28 protein-coding genes and 1 other RNA gene are annotated in these 26651 nt (G+C 62.9%); 18 read left to right on the top strand and 11 right to left on the bottom strand.

Annotated features, from left to right (window positions below):
- Nucleotides 1-2 precede the first annotated feature (2 nt).
- The 7 genes from AABM56_RS18755 (at nt 3) to AABM56_RS18725 (ending at nt 3864) form a co-directional block, all read left to right on the top strand.
- Nucleotides 3-344, top strand: coding sequence for a hypothetical protein (locus AABM56_RS18755; RefSeq protein WP_007160783.1), 342 nt, complete (start codon nt 3-5; stop codon nt 342-344).
- A gap of 80 nt (nt 345-424) precedes the next feature.
- Nucleotides 425-913 (top strand): TIGR00645 family protein, encoded by a 489-nt coding sequence (locus tag AABM56_RS18750; RefSeq protein WP_133861321.1) that lies wholly within the window; start codon nt 425-427, stop codon nt 911-913.
- A gap of 147 nt (nt 914-1060) precedes the next feature.
- Nucleotides 1061-1366 (top strand): DUF6482 family protein, encoded by a 306-nt coding sequence (locus tag AABM56_RS18745; RefSeq protein ID WP_133861320.1) that lies wholly within the window; start codon nt 1061-1063, stop codon nt 1364-1366.
- On the top strand, nt 1363-2913 hold the full coding sequence (locus AABM56_RS18740; protein ID WP_133861319.1) for a cryptochrome/photolyase family protein: 1551 nt from the start codon (nt 1363-1365) through the stop codon (nt 2911-2913). The genes AABM56_RS18745 and AABM56_RS18740 overlap by 4 nt, the downstream gene beginning before the upstream one ends.
- Nucleotides 2910-3068 carry a DUF2256 domain-containing protein gene (locus AABM56_RS18735; protein WP_133861318.1) on the top strand — a complete coding sequence of 53 codons (159 nt, stop codon included), beginning with the start codon at nt 2910-2912 and terminating at the stop codon, nt 3066-3068. The genes AABM56_RS18740 and AABM56_RS18735 overlap by 4 nt, the downstream gene beginning before the upstream one ends.
- A 41-nt stretch (nt 3069-3109) precedes the next feature.
- On the top strand, nt 3110-3727 hold the full coding sequence (locus AABM56_RS18730; RefSeq protein WP_133861317.1) for an FKBP-type peptidyl-prolyl cis-trans isomerase: 618 nt from the start codon (nt 3110-3112) through the stop codon (nt 3725-3727).
- A gap of 61 nt (nt 3728-3788) precedes the next feature.
- Nucleotides 3789-3864: non-coding RNA, sX9 sRNA (locus tag AABM56_RS18725), on the top strand.
- Between the two features lie 12 nt (nt 3865-3876).
- Here AABM56_RS18725 and AABM56_RS18720 read toward each other — a convergent pair.
- A complete protein-coding gene (locus AABM56_RS18720) occupies nt 3877-4131 on the bottom strand; it encodes a hypothetical protein (protein WP_007160789.1) in 255 nt (84 codons plus the stop codon).
- A gap of 137 nt (nt 4132-4268) precedes the next feature.
- Nucleotides 4269-5243, bottom strand: coding sequence for a polyprenyl synthetase family protein (locus tag AABM56_RS18715; RefSeq protein ID WP_133861316.1), 975 nt, complete (start codon nt 5241-5243; stop codon nt 4269-4271).
- A gap of 400 nt (nt 5244-5643) precedes the next feature.
- Between AABM56_RS18715 and rplU the strand changes: the two genes are divergently transcribed.
- From rplU to proB, 4 genes are all read left to right on the top strand, one after another.
- A complete protein-coding gene (gene rplU, locus AABM56_RS18710; RefSeq protein ID WP_007160791.1) occupies nt 5644-5958 on the top strand; it encodes a 50S ribosomal protein L21 in 315 nt (104 codons plus the stop codon).
- A 26-nt stretch (nt 5959-5984) separates the two neighbouring features.
- A complete protein-coding gene (rpmA, locus tag AABM56_RS18705) occupies nt 5985-6245 on the top strand; it encodes a 50S ribosomal protein L27 (RefSeq protein ID WP_007160792.1) in 261 nt (86 codons plus the stop codon).
- 122 nt (nt 6246-6367) lie between these two features.
- Nucleotides 6368-7579 carry an Obg family GTPase CgtA gene (cgtA, locus tag AABM56_RS18700; RefSeq protein WP_133861314.1) on the top strand — a complete coding sequence of 404 codons (1212 nt, stop codon included), beginning with the start codon at nt 6368-6370 and terminating at the stop codon, nt 7577-7579.
- 15 nt (nt 7580-7594) lie between these two features.
- Nucleotides 7595-8713, top strand: a complete 1119-nt coding sequence (gene proB / locus AABM56_RS18695; RefSeq protein ID WP_017640856.1) for a glutamate 5-kinase — start codon at nt 7595-7597, stop codon at nt 8711-8713.
- Between the two features lie 106 nt (nt 8714-8819).
- Here the strand turns inward: proB and rpsT are convergent, their stop codons facing one another.
- On the bottom strand, nt 8820-9098 hold the full coding sequence (gene rpsT, locus AABM56_RS18690; RefSeq protein WP_007160795.1) for a 30S ribosomal protein S20: 279 nt from the start codon (nt 9096-9098) through the stop codon (nt 8820-8822).
- A gap of 243 nt (nt 9099-9341) precedes the next feature.
- Between rpsT and murJ the strand changes: the two genes are divergently transcribed.
- From murJ to ispH, 6 genes are all read left to right on the top strand, one after another.
- The gene (gene murJ / locus AABM56_RS18685; protein WP_133861313.1) at nt 9342-10880 is read left to right on the top strand and encodes a murein biosynthesis integral membrane protein MurJ; all 1539 of its coding nucleotides are present in this window, start codon (nt 9342-9344) and stop codon (nt 10878-10880) included.
- Between the two features lie 79 nt (nt 10881-10959).
- Nucleotides 10960-11907 (top strand): bifunctional riboflavin kinase/FAD synthetase, encoded by a 948-nt coding sequence (gene ribF, locus AABM56_RS18680; RefSeq protein WP_133861312.1) that lies wholly within the window; start codon nt 10960-10962, stop codon nt 11905-11907.
- 1 nt (nt 11908) lies between these two features.
- Nucleotides 11909-14743, top strand: a complete 2835-nt coding sequence (ileS, locus tag AABM56_RS18675; protein ID WP_133861311.1) for an isoleucine--tRNA ligase — start codon at nt 11909-11911, stop codon at nt 14741-14743.
- The gene (gene lspA / locus AABM56_RS18670; RefSeq protein WP_133861310.1) at nt 14736-15239 is read left to right on the top strand and encodes a signal peptidase II; all 504 of its coding nucleotides are present in this window, start codon (nt 14736-14738) and stop codon (nt 15237-15239) included. Before ileS ends, lspA begins: the two co-directional genes overlap by 8 nt.
- A complete protein-coding gene (locus AABM56_RS18665) occupies nt 15232-15678 on the top strand; it encodes a peptidylprolyl isomerase (protein WP_133861309.1) in 447 nt (148 codons plus the stop codon). The genes lspA and AABM56_RS18665 overlap by 8 nt, the downstream gene beginning before the upstream one ends.
- A gap of 34 nt (nt 15679-15712) precedes the next feature.
- Complete coding sequence (gene ispH, locus AABM56_RS18660; RefSeq protein ID WP_133861308.1) at nt 15713-16657, top strand: 4-hydroxy-3-methylbut-2-enyl diphosphate reductase; 945 nt, start codon at nt 15713-15715, stop codon at nt 16655-16657.
- Between the two features lie 15 nt (nt 16658-16672).
- On the opposite strand, the gene AABM56_RS18655 is transcribed toward ispH, so the two are convergent.
- The 7 genes from AABM56_RS18655 to AABM56_RS18625 all read right to left on the bottom strand — a co-directional run bounded on the left by AABM56_RS18655 (nt 16673) and on the right by AABM56_RS18625 (nt 24109).
- Nucleotides 16673-17131: a type IV pilin protein gene (locus AABM56_RS18655; RefSeq protein ID WP_133861307.1), complete on the bottom strand. Its 459-nt coding sequence runs from the start codon at nt 17129-17131 to the stop codon at nt 16673-16675.
- Nucleotides 17128-21027, bottom strand: coding sequence for a PilC/PilY family type IV pilus protein (locus AABM56_RS18650; protein WP_166655910.1), 3900 nt, complete (start codon nt 21025-21027; stop codon nt 17128-17130). The genes AABM56_RS18655 and AABM56_RS18650 overlap by 4 nt, the downstream gene beginning before the upstream one ends.
- Before the next feature lie 16 nt (nt 21028-21043).
- Entirely contained in the window at nt 21044-21514 is a 471-nt protein-coding gene (locus tag AABM56_RS18645; protein WP_133861305.1) for a PilX N-terminal domain-containing pilus assembly protein, read from the bottom strand.
- On the bottom strand, nt 21511-22518 hold the full coding sequence (locus AABM56_RS18640) for a PilW family protein (protein WP_133861602.1): 1008 nt from the start codon (nt 22516-22518) through the stop codon (nt 21511-21513). Before AABM56_RS18640 ends, AABM56_RS18645 begins: the two co-directional genes overlap by 4 nt.
- On the bottom strand, nt 22515-23006 hold the full coding sequence (gene pilV, locus AABM56_RS18635; protein ID WP_133861304.1) for a type IV pilus modification protein PilV: 492 nt from the start codon (nt 23004-23006) through the stop codon (nt 22515-22517). Before pilV ends, AABM56_RS18640 begins: the two co-directional genes overlap by 4 nt.
- Nucleotides 23003-23479, bottom strand: a complete 477-nt coding sequence (locus AABM56_RS18630) for a GspH/FimT family pseudopilin (RefSeq protein WP_133861303.1) — start codon at nt 23477-23479, stop codon at nt 23003-23005. The genes pilV and AABM56_RS18630 overlap by 4 nt, the downstream gene beginning before the upstream one ends.
- A gap of 105 nt (nt 23480-23584) precedes the next feature.
- On the bottom strand, nt 23585-24109 hold the full coding sequence (locus tag AABM56_RS18625) for a GspH/FimT family pseudopilin (RefSeq protein WP_133861601.1): 525 nt from the start codon (nt 24107-24109) through the stop codon (nt 23585-23587).
- Nucleotides 24110-24204: 95 nt separating this feature from the next.
- Here AABM56_RS18625 and thiO point away from each other — a divergent pair, with 95 nt between their 5' ends.
- A complete protein-coding gene (gene thiO / locus AABM56_RS18620) occupies nt 24205-25308 on the top strand; it encodes a glycine oxidase ThiO (protein ID WP_133861302.1) in 1104 nt (367 codons plus the stop codon).
- Here the strand turns inward: thiO and AABM56_RS18615 are convergent, their stop codons facing one another.
- Entirely contained in the window at nt 25309-26649 is a 1341-nt protein-coding gene (locus AABM56_RS18615) for a sigma-54 dependent transcriptional regulator (protein ID WP_133861301.1), read from the bottom strand. It abuts the gene before it with no gap.
- Nucleotides 26650-26651 lie beyond the last annotated feature (2 nt).

Here is a 26651-nt window from a genome sequence, read left to right as displayed (position 1 = left end):
CCATGTCCCGCACCATTACCCTGATCCGTCCCTGCCTGGGCCTCGTCACCCGTATCGAATGCGAAATCAAGCCGCTCGGTCAGGAGCAGGGCCTCTGGACCCTGTTGTGCGCCGCCGGCTTGAATGGCCAGCAGCCCACCGCGATCAAGGCCCAGGGGCCTTTCCACGGTCCCAAGGCAGCCGAAGGCGTCATGACTGCCATCGCCGAAAACCTGGTTGAACAGGGCTATATCCAGGTCGAAGAGACCCAGATCTGGCGCCTGCACATGCAGAGCGAACTGCGCAAGATGAACGGCGAGCGCGCCCACCAGCAGGTGCGTTTCCAGGTCGGCCCCGACGCCTGAGTCAGGTACAACCTGCCGCATTGGTCCGCCCGCACCGCCCCGGTATACTCGCCCGGCCCTGGTAATCCGAGCGAGTCTGCATGGAACGTCTGATCGAAAAAGCCCTTTACGCCTCCCGCTGGTTGCTGGCCCCCATCTATCTGGGGTTGTCCCTGGCGCTGGTCCTGCTGGCGCTCAAGTTCTTTCAGGAAGTCTTCCACGTCCTGCCACACATCTTCCAGTCCACCGAAGCTGAACTCATCCTGCTGGTCCTGTCGCTCATCGACATGGCGCTGGTAGGTGGCCTGCTGGTCATGGTGATGATCTCCGGCTACGAGAATTTCGTGTCCCAGCTGGACATCGACGAAGGCTCGGAAAAGCTCAGCTGGCTGGGCAAGATGGATTCGGGCTCGCTGAAGAACAAGGTGGCTGCCTCCATCGTCGCCATCTCCTCGATCCACCTGCTGCGCATCTTCATGGATGCCCAGAACACTAATCCCGAGTACCTCAAGTGGTACGTGATCATCCATTTGGTGTTCGTGGTCTCGGCCTTCGCCATGGGCTATCTGGATCGGCTGACCAAGCACTGACGGGCCGGGCGGCCACTCGTCCGCCGTCGGCAGCTTTCGTTTACGCTTTGTGGATTGCGCCGCTGCGCTTGCTTGTCCTAGGTTGTCGAATGCTTACAGCTGCCGATCGACGCCCTTCCTAGCGTCGATCTCGACCCGGAGGTTTCCATGCAATTGCCGGAATTGACCCAGCGCGCCCAGGCCGGCGAGGTCCGTGAACTCAATCTGCTGTCCATCGAGGGCGGCTTCTATGTACTCGAGGTGCTCACCCAGGACGGTCGCACGCGGCTGACCGGGCGGGATGGCCACTTCTACCGCCTGGGCTCCGCTGCCCAGGCCCGCCGTCTGCTGGCCGACCTGCCGCCGCTGCCGTGCTTTCTCATCCAGCACAGCGCCTATGACGAGATGGTCGGCATGGCGCCACGCTCCTCGGAACCCCTGAAGATCCCGCTGAACTACCGGAACGCCTCTTGAGCAACGGCGCCGTCCGGCGCCTGCTGCCGATCCTTGGCGATCAGTTGTCGCCCCGGCTGGCCTCCCTGCGTAATGCCGATCCCGTGCAAGACGTGCTGCTGCTCGCCGAGGTCCCGGAAGAAACCAGCTACGTCCCGCACCATCCGCGCAAGATCGCCCTGATCTTCAGCGCCATGCGCCACTTCGCCAGCGAGATGCGCACGCATGGCTTCCAGGTCCATTACCGCACCCTGGATGACCCGGACAACCAGGGCTCGCTGCCGGCCGAGATCGCTTTTTGGGCGAAGAGGACGGGTGCGCGCGAGGTTCACCTGACCGAGGCCGGCGAATGGCGTCTGGAACAGGCCTTGCGGAGTCTCGCTCTGGCGGTGCCTGTGCAGTGGCACGGCGACGACCGATTCCTCTGCAGCCGCGGCGCCTTCGCCCGCTGGGCCGGGGCGCGCACCGAGTTGCGCATGGAGGCCTTCTACCGCGGCATGCGCAGACGACACGGTTGGTTGATGGAAGGGGAGGATGAACCCTGTGGCGGGGTCTGGAATCTGGACAAGGACAATCGCAAGGCCCTGCCCAGGGACCATTCTGTCCCCGAGCCCTTCAGCTGTCCGCCCGATGCCTGTACCCGGGAGGTGCTCGACCTGGTCGGGCAGCGCTTCGCCCACCACTATGGCCGGCTGGAGGGCTTCGACTATCCGGTGACCCGTCCCGATGCCGAGCGCCTCTGGCAGCACTTCCTGGCGTCGGGTCTGCACGACTTCGGCCGCTACCAGGACGCCATGGCCCATGGCGAGCCCTATCTGCATCACGCGCGGATCAGCGCGGCACTCAATATCGGGCTGCTGGACCTGCGTCAGCTCTGCGCCGACGTGGACGCCGCCTATCGCGAGGGCAGGGTGCCGCTCAACAGCGCCGAGGGTTTTCTGCGTCAACTGATCGGTTGGCGGGAGTACGTCCATGGCGTCTACTGGCTGCGCATGCCCGACTACCGGGAGCTCAATGTGCTGGGCAATAGCCGGCCGCTACCGGAGTTCTATTGGACCGGGACGACCCGCATGGCCTGCATGCGCGAAGCCATCGGCCAGACCCTGGCGCTGGGTTACGCCCACCATATCCAGCGGCTGATGGTCACCGGCAACTTCGCCCTGCTGGCCGGCATCGCGCCCCAGGCCATCGGCGAGTGGTACCTGGCGGTCTATCTGGATGCCTTCGAGTGGGTCGAGCTGCCCAACACCCAGGCCATGGTAATGCACGCGGACGGTGGCTATCTGGCGAGCAAGCCCTATTGCGCCAGCGGCCAGTACATCCGTCGCCAGTCCGACTATTGCAAGGGCTGCCACTATCAGGTCGGCGAAGCCCTGGGCGAGCGGGCCTGCCCCTTCAATGCCCTCTACTGGCATTTCCTGATCCGCCATCGCGGGCGCTTCGCCCACTATCCGCGCATGCTCAATCTCTATCGCAATCTCGATCGTCAGACGCCCGAGCGGCAGCAGGCGCTCTGGCAACGGGGTGAGGCACTGCTGGCGCGCCTCGACGCAGGAGAGTCCCTATGAAGAAGGCCGATCTGCCCACCAAGCTCTGTCCGGTCTGCCAGCGGCCCTTCACCTGGCGCAAGAAGTGGGAGCGCGACTGGGACGAGGTGCGCTACTGCTCCGAGCGCTGTCGCCGGCAGCGTGGCAGCCTGGGCGGCGGCGAGTCGAGTCGCTGATGTGCTAGGCTCGGCTCCTTTTTGACGATGGAAAGGCTGCTATGAACGACATCCTGCTCGACACCGACGAAGCCCGCGTCAGCTATGGCATCGGCCGCCAATTGGGCGATCAGCTGCGTCAGAATCCGGTCCCCGGCATGCAGCTGGCAGCCGTGCTCGCCGGTCTCAACGAGGCCTTCGACGGCCAGGAGTCCCGGGTGGGCGTCGAGTCGCTGAACGCCAGCTTCCGGGTCATCCGCGAGCGCATGCAGGCAGAAGCCCAGATCAAGGCCGCCGCGGCCGCCCAGGAAGGCGTCGACTACCTGAAGGCCAATGCCGAGCGCCCTGGCGTCGTGGTGCTGCCGTCCGGTCTGCAATACGAGGTGCTCACCCAGGGTGAAGGCGCTACGCCGACTCGCGAAGACCAAGTGCGTACCCACTACCACGGCACCCTCATCGACGGCAGCGTGTTCGACAGCTCCTACCAGCGTGGTCAGCCGGCCGAGTTTCCGGTGGGCGGCGTGATCGCCGGCTGGACCGAAGCCCTGCAACTGATGCCAGCCAACAGCAAGTGGCGTCTGCATGTGCCCAGTGAACTGGCCTATGGCGCCCAGGGCGTCGGCGGCATCCCGCCGCACAGCGTGCTGGTGTTCGACGTGGAGCTGCTCGACGTCCTTTAAGAGCGACCAACAAAACTACTGCGAGTCCGCCAGGCGGGTGCGTGCCGTGCTCGAAATCCTCATGTACCACTTGTACATTACGGTTTCTGCGCTCCGCGCGCACCCGCCTAACAACCGCTCGCTACGTTCTGTTGGCCACTCTTCGGCCCTCAGCAGTCCAGCCGCAGCGCCTCGTTGTCCGGGCGCAGTGCCAGGGCGTAGCTGAACAGGAAGACCTGGCGGATCTGCTCCTTCACCACCCGCGGTTCGCTGGAGGTGAGGCTGTGCAGGTCCAGCTCGCCCAGATCCTTGAGTTCCTCCAGGGCCGTCTCGTCCAGTTCCGCGCAGACCTTGCCGGTTTCCCGGTTGAGGATGCGCAGATAGGGGTGCGGCCGGTCCAGCCAGGCGTCGATCAGATAAGTCATGGCAAGAGCTCCTGCTGTGCTATTTATGAGAATAATTCTTATTCGCTAAATAGCAAGCCGATTACCTGACTTTTTTAGTAGGACATGAAAAAGCCCGCAGTCTGGCGACGGCGGGCTTGGTCAGTCGACGGCAGGCCTCAGTGGGTACGGGCCACCGAGAAGCGACCCAGGTCGGCGAGTGCGTCGCGATATTCGCTGGCGGGCAGGGCATCCAGGCAGGCGATGGCTCGCTCGGCGAATTCCTGCGCCTTGCGCGCGGTATAGTCGAGGGCGCCGGCGGCTTCGACGGCGGCGCGCACGCCTTCCAGATCCTGGCTGCCGCCCTGGCGGATCGCCTGGCGTACCAGCGCGGCCTGTTCGGCAGTGCCTTCGCGCATGGTCACGATCAGCGGCAGGGTCGGTTTGCCTTCGGCCAGGTCGTCACCGACGTTCTTGCCCAGGGCCACGGCGTCGCCCTGGTAGTCGAGCAGGTCATCGACCAGCTGGAAGGCCACGCCCAGATGATCGCCATAGCGGCGCAGGGCGTCCGCCTGTTCGGCGCTGGCGTCGGCCAGGATCGCCGCACTGTGGGTGGAGGCCTCGAAGAGCATGGCGGTCTTGCCGCGAATGACCTCCATGTAGATCTCTTCGGTGGTGCTGGCGTCGCGGATCTTCGACAGCTGCAGCACCTCGCCCTCGGCGATGACGCGAGTGGCCTGGGAGATGATGCGCATCACCTCCATGGAGCCCAGCGCCACCATCATCTCGAAGGAGCGGGCATAGAGGAAGTCGCCGACCAGCACGCTGGGGGCATTGCCCCAGAGGGCGTTGGCGGTGGAGCGGCCGCGGCGCATCCCCGAGGCATCGACGACATCGTCGTGCAGCAGGGTGGAGGTGTGCAGGAATTCGATGGTCGCCGCCAGCAGCTGCAGATCGTGGTCGGCGCGCCCGAGCGCCTTGCCGGCCAGCAGGACCAGCAGCGGACGCAGGCGTTTGCCGCCCGCGGAGACGATGTAGTCGCCAATCTTCTCGACCAGCGGCACGCGCGAGGTCAGCTGCTGGCGGATGATGCCGTCTACGGCGGCGAAATCGTCCGTCACCACGCGATAGAAGGACTGGGATTGCTGCGTCATTGAGAGGTGTCCACTGGAGGTCCGGGCAATATTCAGGCGGCCGGATGGCGCATGACCGCCAGACTATGCCCTAGGGACCGGCACGAGTGCCATGCCCAGGGATTGCCATCGCGCTCCCGCGGCTCGCCGCTCCTGCCGATTCGGCTGGGCACCGGCCCGGCATGGCCGCTGAACGAGGTTGCGCGGCATGCTAGGGGTGGGGTGGGGGGCTGTCAAGGCGCGGGCGGACGGCTCTTGCCTCCTGGCCCGGGCTTGCGTAGAATCGCGGGCCCTGAACATTCCTAGGGTTAACCCCCTGTCTTACGCAATTGCGCGGCGGTCCTTCCGGTCCCGTGCAGCCATGCCGGTCGACGATACCTCCTATAAAGCACCGGGTGAGCAGGTTTAACGGAGATTTACCATGTCCTACGCAGTTATCGTTACCGGTGGCAAGCAATACAAGGTCGCCGAAGGCGAATACCTGAAGGTCGAGAAGCTCGACATCGCCACCGGTGAAACCGTCACCTTCGACCAGGTTCTGCTGGTTGGCAACGGTGACGACGTCAAGATCGGTCTGCCGGTCGTTGATGGTGCCAAAGTGACCGCCGAAGTGACCGCCCAGGGCCGTCACGACAAGGTCACCATCATCAAATTCCGTCGTCGTAAGCATCACATGAAGCGTCAGGGCCACCGTCAGTGGTTCACCGAAATCAAGATCACTGGCATCCAGGCCTGATCTCGCCTCTAACGGAGAATTGACTCATGGCACACAAAAAAGCGGGTGGTTCTACTCGTAACGGTCGCGATTCCGAAAGCAAACGCCTTGGCGTGAAGCTGTATGGCGGCCAGGTCGTCAAGGCCGGCAACATCATCGTGCGTCAGCGCGGCACCCAGTACCATGCCGGTTACGGCGTGGGCCTCGGTAAGGATCACACCCTGTTCGCGAAAGTGGACGGCGTGATCAAGTTCGACGTGAAGGGCGCCTTTGGCCGTCGTTACGTGAGCATCGTCGCCGCCGCCTAAGGCCCGTGACGAAAGAAAAGCCCTGTCTACCCGACGGGGCTTTTTCGTTTGTAGTTAAGCTATTTCCCTTGTAGTTAAGCTATTTCCTTGTTTGCAGCGGCCCGCGAGCGCGGGAGGTCCAGATGAAATTCGTCGATGAAGTATCCATACACGTAAAAGCGGGTGACGGCGGCAACGGCATGATGAGTTTCCGCCGGGAGAAATTCATCGAGAAGGGTGGCCCCAATGGCGGTGACGGCGGCGATGGCGGGTCGATCTGGCTTGAAGCCGACATCAACCTGAACACCCTGGTCGATTACCGTTACACCCGACGTTTCACCGCGCAGAACGGTGAAAAGGGCGGGAGCACCGAGTGCACCGGCGCCAAGGGTGAAGACCTGGTGCTGCCGGTACCCGTGGGCACCACGGTGATCGATGCGGCGACCCAGGAGATCATCGGCGACCTGACCCAGCCCGGTCAGCGCATCCGGGTGGTCCAGGGCGGCTGGCACGGCCTCGGCAATACCCGTTTCAAATCCAGCACCAACCGTGCGCCGCGGCAGACCACGCCCGGCAAGCCCGGCGAAGAGCGTGATCTCAAGCTGGAGCTCAAGGTGCTGGCGGACATCGGCCTGCTCGGCCTGCCCAATGCCGGCAAGAGCACCTTCATCCGTGCGGTGTCGGCTGCCAAGCCCAAGGTGGCGGACTATCCCTTCACCACCCTGGTGCCGAATCTGGGTGTGGTCAGCGTGGGGCGCTTCAAGAGCTTCGTGGTCGCCGACATTCCGGGGCTGATCGAGGGTGCCTCCGAAGGCGCCGGTCTGGGGATCCGTTTCCTCAAGCACCTGGCGCGAACCCGCCTGCTGCTGCACCTTGTCGACATGGCACCGCTGGATGAGAGCGATCCGGCCGAGGCTGCCGAGACCATCATCAACGAGCTCACCAAGTTCAGCCCGGCGCTCGGCGAACGTGACCGCTGGCTGGTGCTGAACAAGGCCGACCAATTGCTCGACGACGAGCGCGAAGAGCGCCTCAAGGCGGTGGTCGAGCACCTGGACTGGCAGGGTCCGGTCTTTGTCATCTCCGCCCTGGAGCGCGAAGGGACCGAGCAGCTCTGTCAGGCGATCATGCAGTATCTCGACGAACGCACCCTGCGCCTCGCCGAGGATCCGGCCTATGCCGAAGCGCTGGAAGAACTCGATCAGCGCATCGAGGACGAGGCGCGGGCACGGCTGCAGGCGCTGGATGACCAGCGTGCCCTGCGTCGTTCCGGGGTCAAGGCGGTGGACGATGCCGATGACGACTTCGATGACGAAGACGACGGCGACGGTCCGGAAATCTTCTACGTACGGTAAGAAAGGAGCTTGCCCATGCGTGATCAGGTGTCTGGCGCCCAGCGCTGGGTGGTGAAGATCGGCAGTGCCCTGCTGACCGACGACGGTCGTTGTCTGGACGGTGGGGCCATGGCTGGTTGGGTCGAGCAGATGGTGGCCCTGCACCAGGCGGGCATCGAGCTGGTGCTGGTGTCCTCGGGTGCGGTGGCGGCTGGCATGAGCCGGCTCGGCTGGGCGCAGCGCCCGACCGCCATCAACGAGTTGCAGGCGGCCGCGGCGGTGGGGCAGATGGGGTTGGTGCAAGCCTGGGAATCCAGCTTTGCCGAGCACCAGGTGCAGACCGCGCAGATCCTGCTGACCCATGACGACCTGTCCGATCGCAAGCGCTATCTCAACGCCCGCAGTACCTTGCGGACGCTGGTGAGCCTGGGCGTGGTACCGGTGATCAACGAAAACGATACCGTCGTGACCGACGAGATTCGTTTTGGCGACAACGACACCTTGGCGGCTCTGGTGGCCAACCTGGTCGAGGCCGATCTGCTGGTCATCCTCACCGATCGCGATGGCATGTTCGACGCCGATCCGCGCAACAACCCTGACGCCAGTCTTATCAGCGAGGCGCGTGCCGACGATCCGGCGCTGGATCTGGTCGCTGGCGGTACCGGCGGTGCCCTGGGGCGTGGCGGCATGCAGACCAAGCTGCGTGCTGCTCGTCTGGCGGCACGTTCCGGTGCCTATACCGTCATCGTCGGTGGGCGTATCCAGCAGGTGCTCAGTCGCCTGCAGCAGGGCGAGCAGCTGGGGACCCTGCTGTCACCCGAGCGCGGCCTGGTGGCGGCGCGCAAGCAGTGGCTGGCCGGGCATCTGCAGGTGCGTGGCACCCTGCGCCTGGATGCCGGTGCGGTGCAGGCCCTGGTAGGCGGTCATCGCAGTCTGTTGCCGGTGGGTGTACGGGAGCTGGAAGGCAGCTTCCGGCGTGGCGAGATGGTCGCCTGCGTTGGCCCGGATGGGCGCGAGGTGGCGCGTGGTCTGGTCAACTACAGTGCGACCGAGGCGCGGCGCATCCTGGGGCGGCCCTCGGATGCCATCGTCGTCGAGCTGGGCTACGTCTACGAGCCCGAACTGATCCACAGGGACAACCTGGTCCTGGTCTGACGATCGTCGAGCCTGGCGCCTCTGCGGGGGGGGGGGGGGGGCGTTGGGCTCTTGAATCTCAGGCAATAAAAAACCGGCCTAGGCCGGTTTCTTGTTCGAACGCTTATCAGGCAGCGGCGGGGGTAGCCAGGGCCTTGATGTGAGCGTTCAGGCGGCTCTTGTGACGAGCGGCCTTGTTCTTGTCGATGATGCCCTTGTCGGCCATGCGGTCGATGACCGGGACGGCAGCAACGTAAGCGGACTTGGCTTTTTCCAGGTCCTTGGCTTCGATCGCCTTGACGACGTTCTTGATGTAGGTACGCACCATGGAGCGCAGGCTCGCATTGTGGCTGCGACGCTTCTCAGCCTGTTTGGCGCGTTTTTTGGCGGAGGGGGAGTTAGCCACCGTGGAGCTCCTTCGAAAAAGACTGTATTGGGTACAGAGCGAACTCTGTAGCAAGTACAGAGCTAAATTAAGGTCGCGAATCTTGACGTCCCTGGCGTCGGCTGTCAAGGCCGTCTGGATGGATATCCGGCTGGTCGCCGATGAAGGGCCTCGTTACACTCGATCGCTTATGCCCATCGCACGACTGCGCTCGCGCGCTTCCTTCGTCACGTCCCGCTGCGTTCACCGAGTCCTCTCCCAGCCATGAATCTGCTCAAGTCCCTGGCCGCCGTCAGCTCCATGACCATGCTGTCCCGCGTGCTGGGTTTCGTGCGCGACACCATCGTCGCCCGCACCTTTGGCGCCGGCATGGCCACCGATGCCTTCTTCGTCGCCTTCAAGCTGCCCAATCTCCTGCGCCGCATCTTCGCCGAGGGCGCCTTTTCCCAGGCCTTCGTACCCATCCTGGCCGAATACAAGGCCCAGCAGGGCGAGGAGGCCACCCGGACCTTCCTGGCCTATGTCAGCGGCCTGCTGACCCTGGTGCTGGCGGTGGTCACGGTGCTGGGCATGCTGGCCGCGCCCCTGGTGATCTGGATCACCGCGCCGGGCTTTGCCGATACCCCGGAGAAATTCGCCCTCACGTCCAGCCTGCTGCGGGTGACCTTTCCCTACATCCTGCTGATCTCCCTGGCCTCCCTGGCCGGCGCCGTGCTCAATACCTGGAACAGATTCAACGTACCGGCCTTCGTGCCGACCCTGCTCAACATCAGCATGATCATCTTCGCGCTGTTCCTGACGCCCTATTTCGATCCGCCGATCATGGCGCTGGCCTGGGCGACCCTGGTGGGTGGCCTAGCCCAGTTCCTCTATCAGCTGCCACACCTCAAGCGCATCGGCATGCTGGTGCTGCCGCGGCTGAATCTGCGCGACACCGGCGTCTGGCGGGTCATGAAGCAGATGGGGCCGGCGATCCTCGGGGTCTCGGTCAGTCAGATCTCGCTGATCATCAACACCATCTTCGCCTCCTTCCTGGCGGCCGGCTCGGTGTCCTGGATGTACTACGCCGATCGCCTGATGGAGTTGCCTTCGGGAGTGCTCGGCGTGGCGCTCGGGACCATCCTGCTGCCGGCGCTGTCGCGCACCTACGCCAAGGCTGATCGCCAGGAGTATTCGCGACTGCTCGACTGGGGGCTGCGACTCTGCTTCCTGCTGGTGCTGCCCTGTTCCGCGGCCCTGGCGTTGCTGTCCGAGCCGCTGACCGTCTCGCTGTTCCAGTACGGTCGCTTCGATGCCCATGACGCCCTGATGACCCAGCGGGCGCTGGTCGCCTATGCCGTGGGACTGCTCGGCATCATCCTGGTCAAGGTGCTGGCGCCGGGCTTCTATGCCCAGCAGAACATCAAGACGCCGGTAAAGATCGCCATCTTCACCCTGGCGGTGACCCAGGTGCTCAACCTGATCCTGATCGGGCCGCTGCAGCACGTCGGCCTGGCCCTGGCCATAGGTCTGGCGGCCTGTCTCAACGCCGGCCTTTTATTCTGGCAGTTGCGCCGCCATAACCTGTTCATCCCCCAACCGGGCTGGACGGGCTTCCTGCTCCGGCTGCTGATCGCGGTGGCGGTGATGACCGCCGTCCTGTTCGGTCTGATGCAGCTGTTGCCCAGCTGGAGCGAAGGACTGATGTGGCAGCGCCTGCTGCGTCTGGGCGGCCTAGTCGCGGCGGGGGTGCTGGCCTATTTCGCCAGTCTCTTCCTGCTCGGCTTCCGCGTGCGCGACTTCAATCGGCGCGCGGTGCTGTGATTGCACAAGGCCGGGTGTGCGCCTGTCCTCGCGGCGGGCATCCGGATATAATCGATTAATTTCTGAGCAATCCCTATCCATGCAGCTGTTTCGCGGTCTCCATCATCTCGACGCCTTTCCCAAGGGCTGCGTTGCCACCATTGGCAACTTCGACGGGGTTCACCTGGGGCACCAGGCCATCCTCGCGCGGCTGCGTGAGCGAGCGGCGGAGCTCGGGGTGCCCAGTTGCGTGGTGATCTTCGAACCGCAGCCCCGCGAATTCTTCCTGCCCGACATCGCGCCGGTGCGCCTGACCCGCCTGCGTGAGAAACTGGAATGCTTCGCGCGCCTGGGCGTCGACAACGTGCTCTGCCTGAATTTCAATCGGCGGCTGCGCGAGTTGTCCGCCGAGGCCTTCGTTCAGCAGGTGCTGGTGGACGGCCTGGGGGTGAAGCACCTGGAGATCGGCGACGACTTCCGCTTCGGCTGCGACCGCGCCGGCGACTTCACCTACCTGAATCTGGCCGCCCGCGACCATGGCTTCACCCTGGAAGCCGCTACCACCGTCGAGCTGGACGGCCTGCGGGTGAGTAGCACCCTGATCCGCCAGGCTCTGGCCGACGGCGATCTGGCCCTGGCCGCGCGCATGCTGGGACGCCCCTACAGCCTTTCGGGGCGGGTATTGCACGGCCAGAAGCTGGCGCGTCAGCTGGGTTGGCCCACGGCCAACGTTCAGCTCAAGCGGCGCCGACCGCCGCTGCGCGGCGTCTATCTGGTCAGCAGCCTGATCGATGGGCAGGTGGTACCCGGTGTGGCCAACATTGGCCAGCGACCGACGGTGCAGGGCGATGGCCGTCCGCATCTGGAAATCCATCTGCTGGACTTTTCCGGCGACCTCTATGGTCGCCACCTCAGCGTGACCTTCGTGCAGAAGGTCCGCGACGAACAGAAATTCGCCTCTCTGGAGGCCCTCAAGGCGGCGATCGAAGCGGACGTCGCCACGGCCCGCGCCTACTGGCAGGGGCAACCGTCAACGAGCCTGGACTGACATGACCGATTACAAAGCGACGCTCAACCTGCCGGAAACGGCATTCCCGATGAAAGCCGGCCTGCCGCAGCGCGAGCCGGAAGCGCTCAAGCGCTGGCAGGACATCGACCTGTACGGGAAGCTGCGCGCCATCGGCAAGGGCCGTCCGACCTTCATCCTGCATGACGGTCCGCCCTATGCCAACGGCAGCATCCACATCGGTCATGCGCTGAACAAGATCCTCAAGGACATCATCACCCGCTCCAAGACCCTGGCCGGCTTCGATGCCCCCTATGTGCCGGGCTGGGACTGCCATGGCCTGCCCATCGAGCACAAGGTGGAAACCACCTTCGGCAAGAATCAGCCGGCGGACCTGACCCGCGAGCGCTGCCGCGCCTATGCCAGCGAGCAGATCGAAGAGCAGAAGGCCGGCTTCGTCCGCCTGGGCGTGTTGGGTGACTGGAGCAATCCCTACCTGACCATGAACTTCGCCAACGAGGCCGGCGAGATCCGCGCGCTGGGCGAACTGGTCCAGAAGGGCTTCGTCTTCAAGGGCCTCAAGCCGGTCAATTTCTGCTTCGACTGCGGCTCGGCGCTGGCCGAGGCCGAGGTGGAGTACCAGGACAAGAGGTCCGACGCCATCGACGTGGCCTTCCCGGTCGCCGATGCCGACAAGCTGGCAGCCGCCTTCGGCCTCGGCGCGCTGGCCAAGCCCACCGCCATCGTCATCTGGACCACCACCCCCTGGACCATCCCGGCCAACCAGGCGCTCAACGTGCATCCCGAATTCACCTATGCGCTGGTGGACGTCGGCGATCGCCTGCTGCTGCTGGCCGAGGAACTGGTGGAAAGCTGCCTGGCGCGCTACGGCCTGCAGGGCGAGGTGATCGCCACTGCCCCGGGTACCGCCTTGGAACTGATCAACTTCCGCCACCCGCTGTACGAGCGACTGTCGCCCATCTACCTGGCCGAGTACGTCGAGCTGGGCGCCGGGACCGGTGTGGTGCACTGTTCGCCCGCCTATGGCGAGGACGACTTCCGCATCTGCAAGCAATACGGCCTGAGCAACGACGACATCCTCAATCCGGTGCAGAGCAATGGCGTCTACGCCGAGTCGCTGCCGCTGTTTGGTGGCCAGTTCATCTGGAAGGCCAATCCGGCCATCGTCGCCACGCTGCAAGAGGCGGGCGCGCTGCTCAAGCACGAAGCGATCAATCACAGCTACATGCACTGCTGGCGCCACAAGACCCCGCTGATCTATCGCGCCACTGCCCAGTGGTTCGTCGGCATGGACAAGCAGCCCAACGAAGGCGCCACCCTGCGCGAGCGCTCCCTGGCGGCCATCGAGCAGACCCAGTTCGTCCCGGCCTGGGGCCAGGCGCGGCTGCACGGCATGATCGCCGGCCGTCCCGACTGGTGCATCTCGCGCCAGCGCAACTGGGGTGTGCCGATTCCCTTCTTCACTCACAAGGAAAGCGGCGAGCTGCATCCGCGCACTGTCGAATTGATGGAAGCCGTCGCCCAGCGCGTCGAGCGCGAGGGCATCGAAGCCTGGTTCAAGCTCGATCCCGCCGAACTGCTCGGCGAAGAAGCCGGCCAGTACGACAAGAGCCGCGACACCCTCGACGTCTGGTTCGATTCCGGCACCACCCACTGGCACGTGCTGCGTGGCTCCCATGCCGAGCTGGCCCATGACCAGGGTCCGGTAGCCGATCTCTACCTTGAGGGTTCCGACCAGCATCGCGGCTGGTTTCACTCCTCGCTGCTGACCGGTTGCGCCATCGACGGCCATGCCCCCTACAAGGAACTGCTGACCCACGGTTTCACCGTGGACGAACAGGGCCGCAAGCAGTCCAAGTCGCTGGGCAACGTGGTCGCTCCGCAAAAGGTCATCGACAGCCTGGGTGCCGACATCCTGCGCCTCTGGGTCGCCTCGACCGACTACACCGGCGAGATGGCGGTCTCCGACCAGATCCTGCAGCGCAGCGCCGACTCCTATCGTCGCATCCGCAACACCGCGCGCTTCCTGCTCTCCAACCTGTCCGGCTTCGATCCGGCGGTCAACCGGGTCGCGCCCGAAGACATGATCGACCTGGATCGCTGGGCCGTGGATCGCGCCCTGCTGCTGCAGCAGGAAATCGAGCAGGCCTACGCCGAGTACCGCTTCCTCAACGTCTACCAGAAGGTGCACAACTTCTGCGTGCAGGAGCTGGGCGGCTTCTACCTTGACATCATCAAGGACCGCCAGTACACCACCGGCGCCGACAGCCTGCCGCGGCGTTCCTGCCAGACCGCGCTGTATCTCATCGCTGAAGCCCTGGTGCGCTGGATCGCGCCCATCCTGTCCTTTACCGCCGACGAGATCTGGCAGTACCTGCCGGGCGAGCGTGAAGAGTCGGTGATGCTGACCACTTGGTACGACGGCCTCTTCGCCCTGCCCGAGAGTGCGACCCTGGATCGCGCCTACTGGGATCAGGTGATGGCGGTCAAGGCCGCGGTCAACAAGGAGCTGGAGAACCAGCGCGCCGCCAAGACCCTGGGTGGCAGCCTGCAGGCGGAGATCACCCTCTACGCCGACAGCGCCCTGCAGACCGTACTGGAGGCCCTGGGCAACGAACTCAGATTCGTGCTGATCTCGTCCCAGGCCGCTGTCCAGCCGCTGGAAAAGGCCCCGGAAGGCGCCGTGACCAGCGAACTGAGTGGACTCAAGCTGGTGGTGCGCAAGTCCGAGGCCCCCAAGTGCGCCCGTTGCTGGCATCACAGCCACAGCGTCGGCCAGGATGCCGCACACCCGGAGATCTGCGAGCGTTGCGTGACCAACGTCTACGGCGCAGGCGAGGTGCGTGAGCATGCGTGACGCCCAGCGTTTCGGTGCCTTGCCCTGGTTGGCCCTGAGTGTGCTGGTGATCCTGCTGGATCAACTGACCAAGCTTTACTTCCAGGCCAACCTGTCGCTCTACCAGCAGGTGCCGGTGATTCCGGACATCCTCAGCTGGACCCTGGCCTACAACCCGGGCGCTGCCTTCAGCTTCCTGGCCGATCACTCCGGCTGGCAGCGCTGGTTCTTCGCCGGCATCGCGGCGGTGGTGAGCGTGGTCCTGGTGGTCTGGCTCAAGCGCCTGCGCAACGACACCTGGACCGCCATCGCCCTGGCCCTGATCCTTGGTGGCGCCCTGGGCAATCTCTATGATCGCCTGGTGCTGGGCCACGTCATCGACTTCATCCTGGTGCACTGGCGCCAGGAGTGGTACTACCCGGCTTTCAACCTGGCCGACAGCGCCATCACCGTCGGTGCCGTGATGCTGGCCCTGGACATGTTCCGCAAGAAGAAGCCCGAGGAAGCCCATGGCTGAAATCACCATCGGCCCGGATACCCGGGTCACCCTGCATTTCGCCATCAAACTGCAGAACGGCGACGTGGTGGATAGCACCTTCGACAAGGCGCCGGCCACCTTCACCGTTGGCGACGGCAATCTGCTGCCCGGTTTCGAGCAGGCGCTGTTCGGCCTGGAAGCCGGTACCAAGACCAGTCTGACCATTCCACCGGAGCGCGGCTTCGGCCAGCCCAACGACGGCAACCTGCAGACCATGGCCCGGGACGACTTCAGTGACATGGAGCTGTCGCCCGGACTGCTGATCATCTTCAGCGACGCCGCTGGCGGCGAGATGCCCGGCGTGGTCAAGAGCTACGATGAGGAGCAGGTGATCATCGACTTCAACCACCCGCTGGCCGGCCGTGTGCTGACCTTCGACGTGGACATCCTGGCCATCGAGCCTGCCGTCTCCCATTGATCTACCGCCGCCCGTGAAGCGGGCAGAGGAGCCTATGCAGATCAAGCTCGCCAATCCCCGCGGCTTCTGCGCCGGCGTGGACCGCGCCATCGACATCGTCGATCGGGCGCTGGACGTTTTCGGTCCGCCCATCTATGTGCGTCACGAAGTGGTGCACAACAAGTTCGTGGTCGACAACCTGCGCGCCCGGGGCGCCGTCTTCGTCGAAGACGTGGCCGACGTACCGGACGATGTCATTCTCATCTTCAGCGCCCATGGCGTCTCCCAGGCCGTGCGCCGCGAGGCCGTCGAGCGTGGCCTCAAGGTGTTCGACGCCACCTGCCCGCTGGTGACCAAGGTGCACATGGAAGTCGCGCGCTACAGCCGCGATGGCCAGGAATGCATCCTTATCGGCCACGCCGGGCATCCGGAAGTGGAGGGCACCATGGGCCAGTACGACGACCGTGCCGGCGGTGCCATCTACCTGGTGGAAGACGAGGACGACGTGGCAAGGCTCGAGGTGCGCAATCCTGAAGCCCTGTTCTACGTCTCCCAGACCACTCTGTCGATGGACGACACCCGCATTGTGATCGACGCCCTGCGCGCCAAGTTTCCCCACATCAACGGCCCGCGCAAGAACGACATCTGCTACGCCACCACCAACCGCCAGGACGCGGTAAAGACCCTGGCGCTGGAAAGCGACGTAGTGCTGGTAGTGGGCAGCCCCAGCAGCTCCAACTCCAACCGTCTGCGCGAACTAGCCGAACGTCTGGGCACCCCGGCCTACCTCATCGACGGCGCCGAAGACCTGCAGCAGAGCTGGTTCGAAGGTGTACAGCGCATCGGCGTCACCGCTGGCGCCTCTGCCCCCGAGGTGCTGGTACGCGGCGTCATCGACCAGCTACGGAGCTGGGGCGCCACCGGCGAGGTCGAGCTGGAAGGCGAGCCGGAACACATCACCTTCACCCTGCCGCGAGAGCTCAGGGTAAAGGCGGTATAGGACGTCGCTGGCGCCCTAGCGGCGCCAGCAGTCGGCGGCGGTGGCGTCGGTTGCTTGTCCCTTCAGTCCGGTATTGGTAAGTGTCAGACTTCCGCATCGATCACCTGCCATGGGGCCACCTGCACGTGGGGCCGCCTGAAGCGTATAGCTAGTTGCCGTGACTGCGCTCAGGCTCAAATCGTAGATGGCCCGTCCGCCATCCTTGGGAGTGGTAGTGAACGGCAGAGTGGGTGCCGTTGTACCAGCTACATCCGTCGTATAGCGTCCGAGGCGGGTGTAGTTTCGCTCCATGAGCTGCGCCAACTCCATGAGCGAGGCCTCAGCGTCGGCCCTGTTTCCCTTGCGTACGTGCTCCGTGTAAGACGGATAGGCAATGGCCGCCAGGATGCCAACTATAGCCACAACGATCATCAGTTCGATGAGCGTGAAGCCTCTTTGGTGGTTTGAGTGCTGATTTTGCGTAATTGACTTCATCTAATTTCGCGCCAGGTCATGCGTTTCGAACTGCTATTCGGATCATTGATATCTTGGCAGATCGTGTTGCCACTCGCGTCCGAGTGGCACAATTTTCCCGTTGCTGTAGAGCCGTCGGTCGTGTTGCCGTTACCGCGAACGAAGCTGGGCGTCTTGATGATGCCGCTTTGATCGTCTGAGATCCCAGAGAAAGGGACTTTGGTGCCATTTGCCAAGCTGTAATAGTCACGCTGATCAAAGGTTCCGTCACCGTTGTAGTCGAAGAAACTGAAGTTGAGAGTGCCTCCATTCAGCACATTCAACGTCATGATCCAGCTTGTACCTCCGCCGCCGCAGGGATCACTGTTGGGTGTCATGGTAGTGAAGACCAAGACGCCGTTTCTCAGCGTCGGCCGGGCAATGACCCTTTCGCTTGTTAGCGTTCCGGACCCGCCATTGCTGCTCTTCCACGCCAGATCCATGAACCAGCCTGATTTATCTGCACCGATCTCGGCACTGGTGACTGCGCGAGCACGGCGGTTACCGATGGTTTGTTGGGCAATAATGGCCTGTTCGACGAGATTGCTACGGTTGATTTGCTGTCCCCTGTCGATCAGGCCATAGAAGGTTTCTAGGCGCGGGTTGGCAGGTACCTCATTGTCTCCGATCTGGTAGTAGCTTCCGGTACCAAAAAGAATGATCGGATTGCCGTCGCTGTTGAGGGCGGCTTCGAGAGGCGCAGTGATAGGTTGAGTGGGATTGCCGGCGCCATTGGCTGTCCTTGCAATGAACAAGGGCAGAATGTTTGCCCCGCTCTTTAGGGCTGCAGGAGCGTCCCAGTTTGCCGGGTTGGCGCCTTTTAGGTCGAAGCGCCAGATATTGCCGGCAGTATCGCCCGCATAAAGGCGGTCTACGATGCGGTCGTTATTGGTATCAATGGCAAGCGGCTCTCCCAAGCCGCCGGTCGTAGCGACAGTAAAGGTCTTTAGGACACTGCCAGTGGCGGCGTCCAAGATCCAGATCTTGCCCTGGCTGACACTGCTGTCACTGAAGCCACTGGTCACGATCACACCGAACTTGCCATTCTCCAGCGCGACTAGAGCCGGCTTCTGAATGGGATACCTCATGTCGGGCGAAGAGAACTCCCAGAGTACGTTGCTGGGAGCCATGTTGCTCGGGTCACTCGCGTCCAGCGCAAACACGGTGTTTCCTCCGGCGCCCGCCGTCCCCACGATGAGGGACTTCCAGCTGTTGTTGATCCAGGCGTCTCCTCCCGTTGGCGAGCCGTCTACATAGTAGCGATGGCTGTAGCTGGGGTCGGTTAGGCGGTAGAGTTCACCCATCAGGGTACGAGGCACATAGGCGAACAGTTCATTGCCGCCATCGGCCAGGCTGGCGTCGAAACCATGAAGCATGCCGTCATTGGCGCCGACTACGACCAGCGACTTGCGTGCCTGATAGGCTGTGCTTTGACGGTAGGTCAGATAGCTTTCACCCGCACTTCCCCATACGGATCCGGCTAGACGGTTATAGCCGTAATCTGGTTTTCCTATATATAAAGGGTCTGAGTTTACGATGTCGCCCAGGCGACTCTTGCGTTTGCGCATGGGATTGCTAGTGACGGTCTCCTGGCTCCGATCACCGCGCAGATAGTCGAGACGTCGCGACCCTTCTGTGGTGCTTACGTTGGTGCCTGTCGTCGCGGTTCCTTGCAGCGCGACCTTGCTCTCGGCATCCAAGCCGCTCCAGAGAAAATTGACGCCCTGGCCTGCAGCCAAGGAATAGGCGTTGTTGCTCTGGGCCGTTAGGGTATTGCTCGTAAAAATCTTCCGGCTACTTGGCTCAAGGGTGTCAAGCTTGTTTCCCGCGCTCCAACTGGAGGAGCTGGCTACACCCGAAGCACTTAGCGTTCTGGCCAGAAGATCGCCACTCCAAAACTTGGCTTCGAATTGAGTTTGAAAGGTGCCGCTGCCGGTATCGAGTTGCTGGCCGTTGGTGCTGATCGAGGTTGTCGAAGTAGTTACCTCTTGAACGATCTTGGCAAAGGCCGCACGAAGACCCTTGATCATGTTGGGGGCATCGCTAGCAACGTAGAAATTGTCAGGGCGCTTGTAATTGGAAGAGAGATACTCACCGCTGGTCCACCAGAGATCGTCGGTAATGCTAGCAGCGGTGGCTGCGCTACTGGCAAAGCCTTGAGGGACTGTGAAGCCGCCATATTTAGCAGCGAGCCAGTACTGGTTCGACGATCTGCCGGCCAGACTTTGGTTCTCGCGGACATCCATCCAGTAGGTGGAGATGGTCTGGCTACCTGCTTTGTCGCTTCGCTGATCCCGCGTATGGGCATCATAGGCAAGGCCGGCGATGTAAGCAGAGTTGCCGCGACCGGTGAAGGGTGTGCTTATGGTGATGTTTTCGAGACTGGCGACCTTCTGTGTCAAGGCCTCCACATCTATAGAGGTGTCGCTGTTCACTTCTGCAGGCTTGGCCGGTTCTCCGCCCGAGGAAGTGATACCTCCCGGTAGATTCTTGTCATTCCAGGTATTCGTGTCACCGATGCCGAGAATGACGTTCTTCTGACAGGAATAGGTGATGGGGTCTTGCCAGTTGGTCACTACGGGAAAGCCATCGGCTTGGGCGTATTTGTCGGTATCCGTAGAACCGGACAAGGTACTGTAGGCAGATACGTTCCCCTGGTTCTTGAAGTAACGTAGCGCTGTATAATAGAGCTCGCTAACCGGGTCGTTGCTTTTCAGGTTCAGGTAGGTGTTCGGCGCATAAGGCATTGAACCAAACTTGTTCAGATAGTTGATGACGCCGCTATCTGCTACTCCAAAGCCTGTCGACGAGGCTTCACTGGCAGAAGGATTGCGCACCAGGATGCCAGTTTGCGGGTCCCATTCGGCGCGTGCAGAGTTACTACTGAGATCTGGTTTGAGCGGGCCAATGAAGCTTTGGTTGGCCCGCAGGACACCGCCATCGCGTGTCGCGCTGGAATCATTCAGATAGCTGAATACCGAGTAGCGCAGCTTGTCAGAATACTGTTGCAGAAGGCCTTCTGGCTTGTAGTTGCTCGCCGAGTATCTTTTGCAATTGGACTCCAGACCAATGGTAGGGTCGCATACTTTTACCTGAACTCTTACTCGATAGACACTATAGCGAGTTGAGTTGAGTATCGAGCCCGCCGTATAGTCAGCCTTGAGTAAATTTCCGCTCCATTGGTTGTTATCGTTTGGATCCAGATTCACCCAGACGCTCGACATATTGTTGCCTGCGCCATAGTCGGCAGAGCCGCCGCCACCGATTCGATCGTTCCAGTTAGAGAACAACATGTCGAACCCCTGGCCTTCCAGACGAACATAGAAGCCAGCCCAGTTGGCCGCAAAGGGGGTAGCGCCAGCAATCTCTGACGCTGGAAGCAGTCCCTGACCGCTATTCAAACGGTTGCCAGCAGAGTTTTGTCCGCTGTGACGCGCTTTTTGCAAGACGGTAAGGCCGACATCGTCCCGCACCCTGGCACCGCCAGTCAGGGCACTGCGGAAAGGGTCGATGGTTGGAGTAGCGGCCCAGTTGAGAAAATTGCCGCTCCATTGCCTGGCACCGCTGCAGCGGCGGCTATTGGCGGCGCTGACAGGGTTGAACCAACTATTGTCCAGTGAGCCGCCAAAGGCGTAGGTGTAGCACTTGTCCGAATCGAAGTACCCGCTATAAATATTGCCGGAACTGTAGCTGCCAAGGTTGGCTACAGATAGGACCGTCGGCCATTCTACCGAGGGCACCAACGCCAGGCTGCCCGGAATGTCTCCTCCTACGGCCAGCGGAGTCTGGGATACCGTAGCGTTACCGGACGTACTCAGCAGAAGCAGCACCATCGCCGAAGGCAGAGTCCACGTCAGAAATCGCAACTGATAAGGCATGACGCTCTCCAAGTATCTATCGCCTGACAAAGATGGTGTTGATGGTGACATTCGCCGTGGACGCCGACCCGGCTCCGGCAGTGGTAGCTGCTCCAGCACCTTGGGTTTCGATGCGCAGCACACTGACATCCAGCGGAATCACCTGAAGGCCGTCGCCGGATCTCAGCGGATTGACCCCCGGTGTTGGATTGATCCTGAAGCGGGATTGATTGGGCAGGTCTGTCAAAGCATCCGCATTTGTCCAGTTGGCAGTTTGGGCAGTGTTTTGCCAATCGGTGACGCTGCGTGTGAGGGCGAAGGCTTCGGCCTGTCGCTGCGCCATCTCCGACGCCTGAAACGCCTGGCTTTGGTCGCGGGCATTACCCGCCATGCGTTCCTGCAGCGTAGTGCCCCTCATGCTGGCGAGAGCGATCAAGGTCATGAGTAGCAGCATTACCAACGTCACGATCAATACCGCGCCCTGTTGGCGTTCGACCGACTTTCTCATGGCAGGTGGTTCCGAATGCTGACAGTTTGGTTGAACACCTGCCCCAGGCGGCCATTGGCAAGGGTGACGGTATTGCCACGGAAGGTAAGTTGCTGATCGGGCGATACGGCCTGGGTATCTCTACTCACGGCGATCAAGTTGATCTGAGCGGAAATCACTGCCTGCCAATCGGTAATCAGCTGGGCATCTCTGTATTCACCCGTTATCTGACCGTTGCTGTCACCTACGGCATATTGGATCTGCAGGTCCTGAATGCCACTGACCAACTCCTCATCGACAATCAAAGGCTGAGCGTCGGCTGTGGCCAGATAGCGGACTCGCCGTAGAGCAGGAAGGCCGGCTGCAACGGCACTCTGACCTATGTAATAGAGCGAACTTTGGAAATTCGAGATTACCGCCGTTTGCGCATAAGCGCGGTTGATTACCTGCTGCGTTGTAAGCGTGGCTGCGTTGGCTGCGCTCTGATTAATGAAAAGCTGGCAACCGGCTGTGTCGGAAATGATCAGCAGGCTACCGGGTGTCTGGCCGGTTGCTGCTGTGGTTGCAAGCCTGTCGGTGTTCGCACCTATCGAATTGGACAGTGTTATCCCGGTCGCGCCAGCGGCATGCTTGAGCAGAACAACGTCCGTTCCGGCTCGCCGGCTTGTGGCGTAGACGTCGTTCAGCCAGCCAGGGATCGAGTTTTCTCCCGTGTCATTCCAGCCTTCGATGCCGGTGCCGAGGACATAGCGCTCGTCTTTGGTCAAAGTTGAAGGGGTTGGATCATAGAGCGGAAACAGACAGTCTCCGCGATAGCCGGCGTTCTTCAGATCATAGGCCAGGAAGTCCAAGGCGAAGCGTCCTGATTCCTGTACCTGAGATAGCGCGGAATTGGTCTGATAGGTCTGCCGGGAAGACAGGAAGACCTGCATGACGCCGCCCATGAGCAATAGGCCCAGAAGCAAGGCGATCATGAGTTCGATTATGGAGAGGCCGGATTGGCGGCGAGTCGCCCGGTGTTTCATAGGCGAGTCCTGTAGGAGAAGACTTCGAACCCCGAATTCTCGGCGGTAGAGGTACAGCTGTCGTTCTGTGGCGCCACGTATTGAGTGGACTTGATCCGGGCTCGGCTGTCGTTCCAGCAGATGGTCAGGGTCACTATCTTTCCGCTGGTCACTATGGTGCCTGTACCCTGTGGCAGCGTGGCTGCGAGATTGTTGAGCCATTGCCCTGTATCGCGCTGTGCCGGGGTACCAGTAATGGCGTTACTGGTCGAAGGAGCGGGAAAGGTGGTCAGGGCGTAGCTGCCGGCCAAGGCAGCGGTACGGTTCGCACGCATGCGATCAGCCATGTCGTTGGCCAGGATGGTCGCCTGTGAGCGGTAGTAGGCACCCTGGTTGCTCTGTACGCTTACCGATTGCAGCCCTGCAAGCCCCAGTAGGCCTATGGCCAGAATGACCATGGCAACCAATACCTCGATCAGGGTTGCGCCCCTTTGCTGCTTTGCATTCATGGCGACTGGCAGCCGTTCTGGTTGACGAAAGCGTCGCCGGTGAGGCTTACCGAAACCGTGCGGCGGCAACTCGGTGTTTCGATGCTGAATGATTGGGCGGCAGCCAGGGTGGTGAGACCGGTGCTGCGATAGGTGACGCCATTGACGAGACCAGTCAAGGTAATGCCGGTGGTGGGCTCCCAGATCCGAATGACGTTCGCGCCCTGAATCATCAGCCAACCTGCTGTCCAGTCGGTGCCGTTTTCGCAGGCATCACCCGCGATGTTGCGCCGACATAACGTGACGTCAGCGCGACGTTTAAGGGCCTCGGAGCGTGCTATCTGCATGGCGCCAAGCAATTCATTGCTCATGACCGCAGCCCTGTTGCTCTGTAGCGTTCGGGTAAACGACGGCGCAGCAATGCTGACCACGATCGCCAGAATGGCGAGCGCTACCAGGGTTTCGATCAGGGTAAAGCCGTACTGGGTACGCATCGTCGTTTTCGCCAGGCTGGAAAGCCAAGCATGGGGTATCGCAGGCGGCTGGAACAGCGTACGGCGGATATCCGGTCGAAACGGGAAGGTGTCTGGTCAGGGCGTTCAGGCGCAGCGATCGCTGTCGCGAAGATCCGCGGTCTCGATCCGTCCGGCCTTGTTCAGGACCAGTCGCGCGCGTGGCTCGGTGCCCTGGCAGAGGACGAAGCTGCCGTTCAGGGCGTTGGTCACGCCGCTGTTCAAAAACGTCAGATGAGGTAGCGTACGGAAATTGTTCCAGCGCCAGTGCAAGCCATCAGGGAGCTGACTGGTCAGCAGGGTGGGCTCCTCGGCTGACTGAAGGCCGTCGCGATCCCAGTCGCGGAAGACCCGCGTGGTGACCGACCAGAGATTCGAGCTGTCGCAGTCGCCTGCCGGTGCATGACAAATGGACACGCTGCCAGCGCCGTTGATGGCAGCCGCCCGGGCGAAGTTGACCGTCTCTCTGAGTTGTTGAATGGCGAGCTGCTGACGATTGCGCTGCAGCATTCCACCGAAGGCGGGAATGGCGAGGGAAGCGACGATGCTCAGCACGCTGAGGCAGATCAGGGATTCGAAGAGGCTGAAGCCTCGCGCGAGGCGATAGGTCATGTTGACGTCCTTGTGGGTAGGCGGCCTTCCTGGCCGTGCTAGCCGTTTTGCGCCAAGACGGCGGAACAGTCAATTGCAGGATGTAGAGGTGTGACGTGAGCTTTGATGTAGCGGTGGTGGGGGCGGGTGCGCTAGGGCTGATGTCGGCCTATTGCCTGTCCTTGAGCGGTCGGCGGGTGGTGGTGGTCGAGCGTGGCGAGCCGGGGCGGGAGGCATCCTGGGCTGGCGGCGGGATCGTTTCGCCGCTGTATCCCTGGCGCTATCAGCCGGCAGTGACGGCGCTGGCGCACTGGTCGCAGGATTTCTATCCGGTGCTGGGGGAGCGGTTGCGGCAGGAAACGGGGGTGGACCCCGAGGTCGAGGTGACCGGGCTGTACTGGCTCGATCTGGAGGACGAAGCCGAGGCGCTGGACTGGGCGCGGCGCAATGTGCGGCCGCTGGCGGCGGTGTCGGGCGCGGAGGTACGGCGGCGGGTTCCGGTGCTGGGGCCAGGCTATGAGCGAGCGGTCTTCATGGCCGGGGTGGCCAATGTGCGCAATCCCCGGCTGGTGCGCGCCCTGCGCGAAGCCTTGCTGCGCATGCCGAATGTGACACTGGTGAGCGAGTCGCCGGTGACCGGCTTCCTGCGCCAGGGCAAGCGCGTGGTGGGCGTCCAGACCGCGCGCGAGGCCATCCATGCCGAGTCCGTGGTGGTCTGTGCCGGGGCCTGGAGCGGGGAATTGCTGCAGAGTCTGGGGCTGGCGGTGCCGGTGCGGCCGGTGAAGGGACAGATGCTGCTGTATCGCCAGCCGGTGGGCTTTCTGACCAGCATGGTGCTGGCCAAGGGGCGCTACGCCATTCCGCGACGCGATGGTCATATCCTCATCGGCAGCACCCTGGAGCATGCCGAATTCGACAAGACCCCAACCGCCGAGGCACTGGCCAGTTTGCAGGCCTCGGCCGCCGAGTTGCTGCCGGCGCTGGCCGGCCAGGCACCGGTGGGGCACTGGGCAGGGCTGCGGCCAGGATCGCCGGATGGCGTGCCCTTCATCGGGCCGGTGCCCGAGCTGCCCGGCCTGTGGCTCAACTGCGGGCACTATCGCAACGGCCTGGTGCTGGCACCGGCCTCCTGCCAGTTGCTGACCGATCTGCTCACCGAACGCACGCCGATCATCGATCCGGCGCCCTATGCGCCAGGCGCGCGGCTGGCGGCGGGCTGATCAGTCGATGCCGAGCTTCTTCAGGCGGTAGCGCATCGACCGGAAGGAGAGACCCAGGCGTTCCGCGGCGGCGGTGCGATTCCAGCGGGTCTCTTCGAGCGCCTGCATGATCAGCTGGCGCTCGATGGACTCCAGGTGGTCTTCCAGATTGGCGATATTGGCCAGGCTGGCTTCGCCAGTGGCGGTGGCCGCTGGCGCATCGGCCAGGCGCAGGTCGGCCGGGCGGATGACGTCGCCTTCGCAGAGGGTGTAGGCCCGCTCCAGCATGTTTTCCAGTTCCCGCACATTGCCGGGGAAACGGTAGCTCTTGAGCTTGGCCAGGGCATCGTCGCCCAGCGTGGCCGCGGCCAGGCCGGAATCGCGCGCCAGACGTTCGAGCATGTGGCTGGCCAAGGCGCCGATGTCTTCGCGGCGCTCGCGCAGGGCCGGCACCTGCAGTTCGATGACGTTGAGGCGGTAGTAGAGATCCTGGCGGAAGGTCCCGGCGGCGACCTCGGCGGCGAGATCCCGGTGGGTGGCGCTGAGAATGCGCACGTCCAGGCTGAGCTCCTGCTGGCTGCCTACCGGGCGCACGGCCTTTTCCTGGATGGCGCGCAAGAGTTTGACCTGCATCGGCAGCGGCAGGTCGGCCACCTCGTCGAGAAACAGGGTACCGCCCTGGGCGGCCTGGAACAGGCCCTGCTTGTCTTCGATGGCGCCGGTGAAGCTGCCTTTGCGGTGGCCGAAGAATTCGCTCTCCACCAATTCCGAGGGGATGGCGCCGCAGTTGACCGGGACGAAGGGGCGGCCCGCGCGCGGACCCTGCTCATGGATTAGCCGCGCTACGCGCTCCTTGCCGCTGCCCGATTCCCCGCTGATGTAGACCGGCGCCTGGCTGCGCGCCAGCTTGGCGATCTGGCCCCGCAGGGCGCGCATGGGCGGCGATTCGCCGAGCAGCTGGGTTTCGCTGGCGCCGGCCGCTGCCGCGGCAGGCCCGGACAGCCGCAGGGCGGTGCCCACCAGCTCGCGCAGGCGCGGCAGGTCCACCGGCTTGGTGAGGTAGTCGAACGCACCGGCCTTGAGGGCCTGGACCGCGGTTTCCAGACTGCCGAAGGCGGTGATCATGGCGACCGGCAATTGCGGAAAGCGTTGCTGGATGAACTGGATCAGGTCCAGTCCCGAGCCGTCGGGCAGACGCATGTCGGTCAGGCAGAGATCGAAGCTTTCCCGTTCGAGGACGGCCCGGGCGTCGGCGATGTTCTTGGCGCTGGCGGTGTCGAGTTTCATCCGCCCCAGGGTGATCTCCAGGAGTTCGCGGATATCGGGTTCATCGTCGACGATCAGGACTTTCTGTCGGGCCATGC

The organism is Pseudomonas aestiva (assembly GCF_039908605.1).
Lineage (GTDB): Bacteria > Pseudomonadota > Gammaproteobacteria > Pseudomonadales > Pseudomonadaceae > Chryseomonas > Chryseomonas aestiva.
Note: the sequence above shows the minus strand (reverse complement) of the source record. Positions and strands in the feature narration are given on the sequence as shown.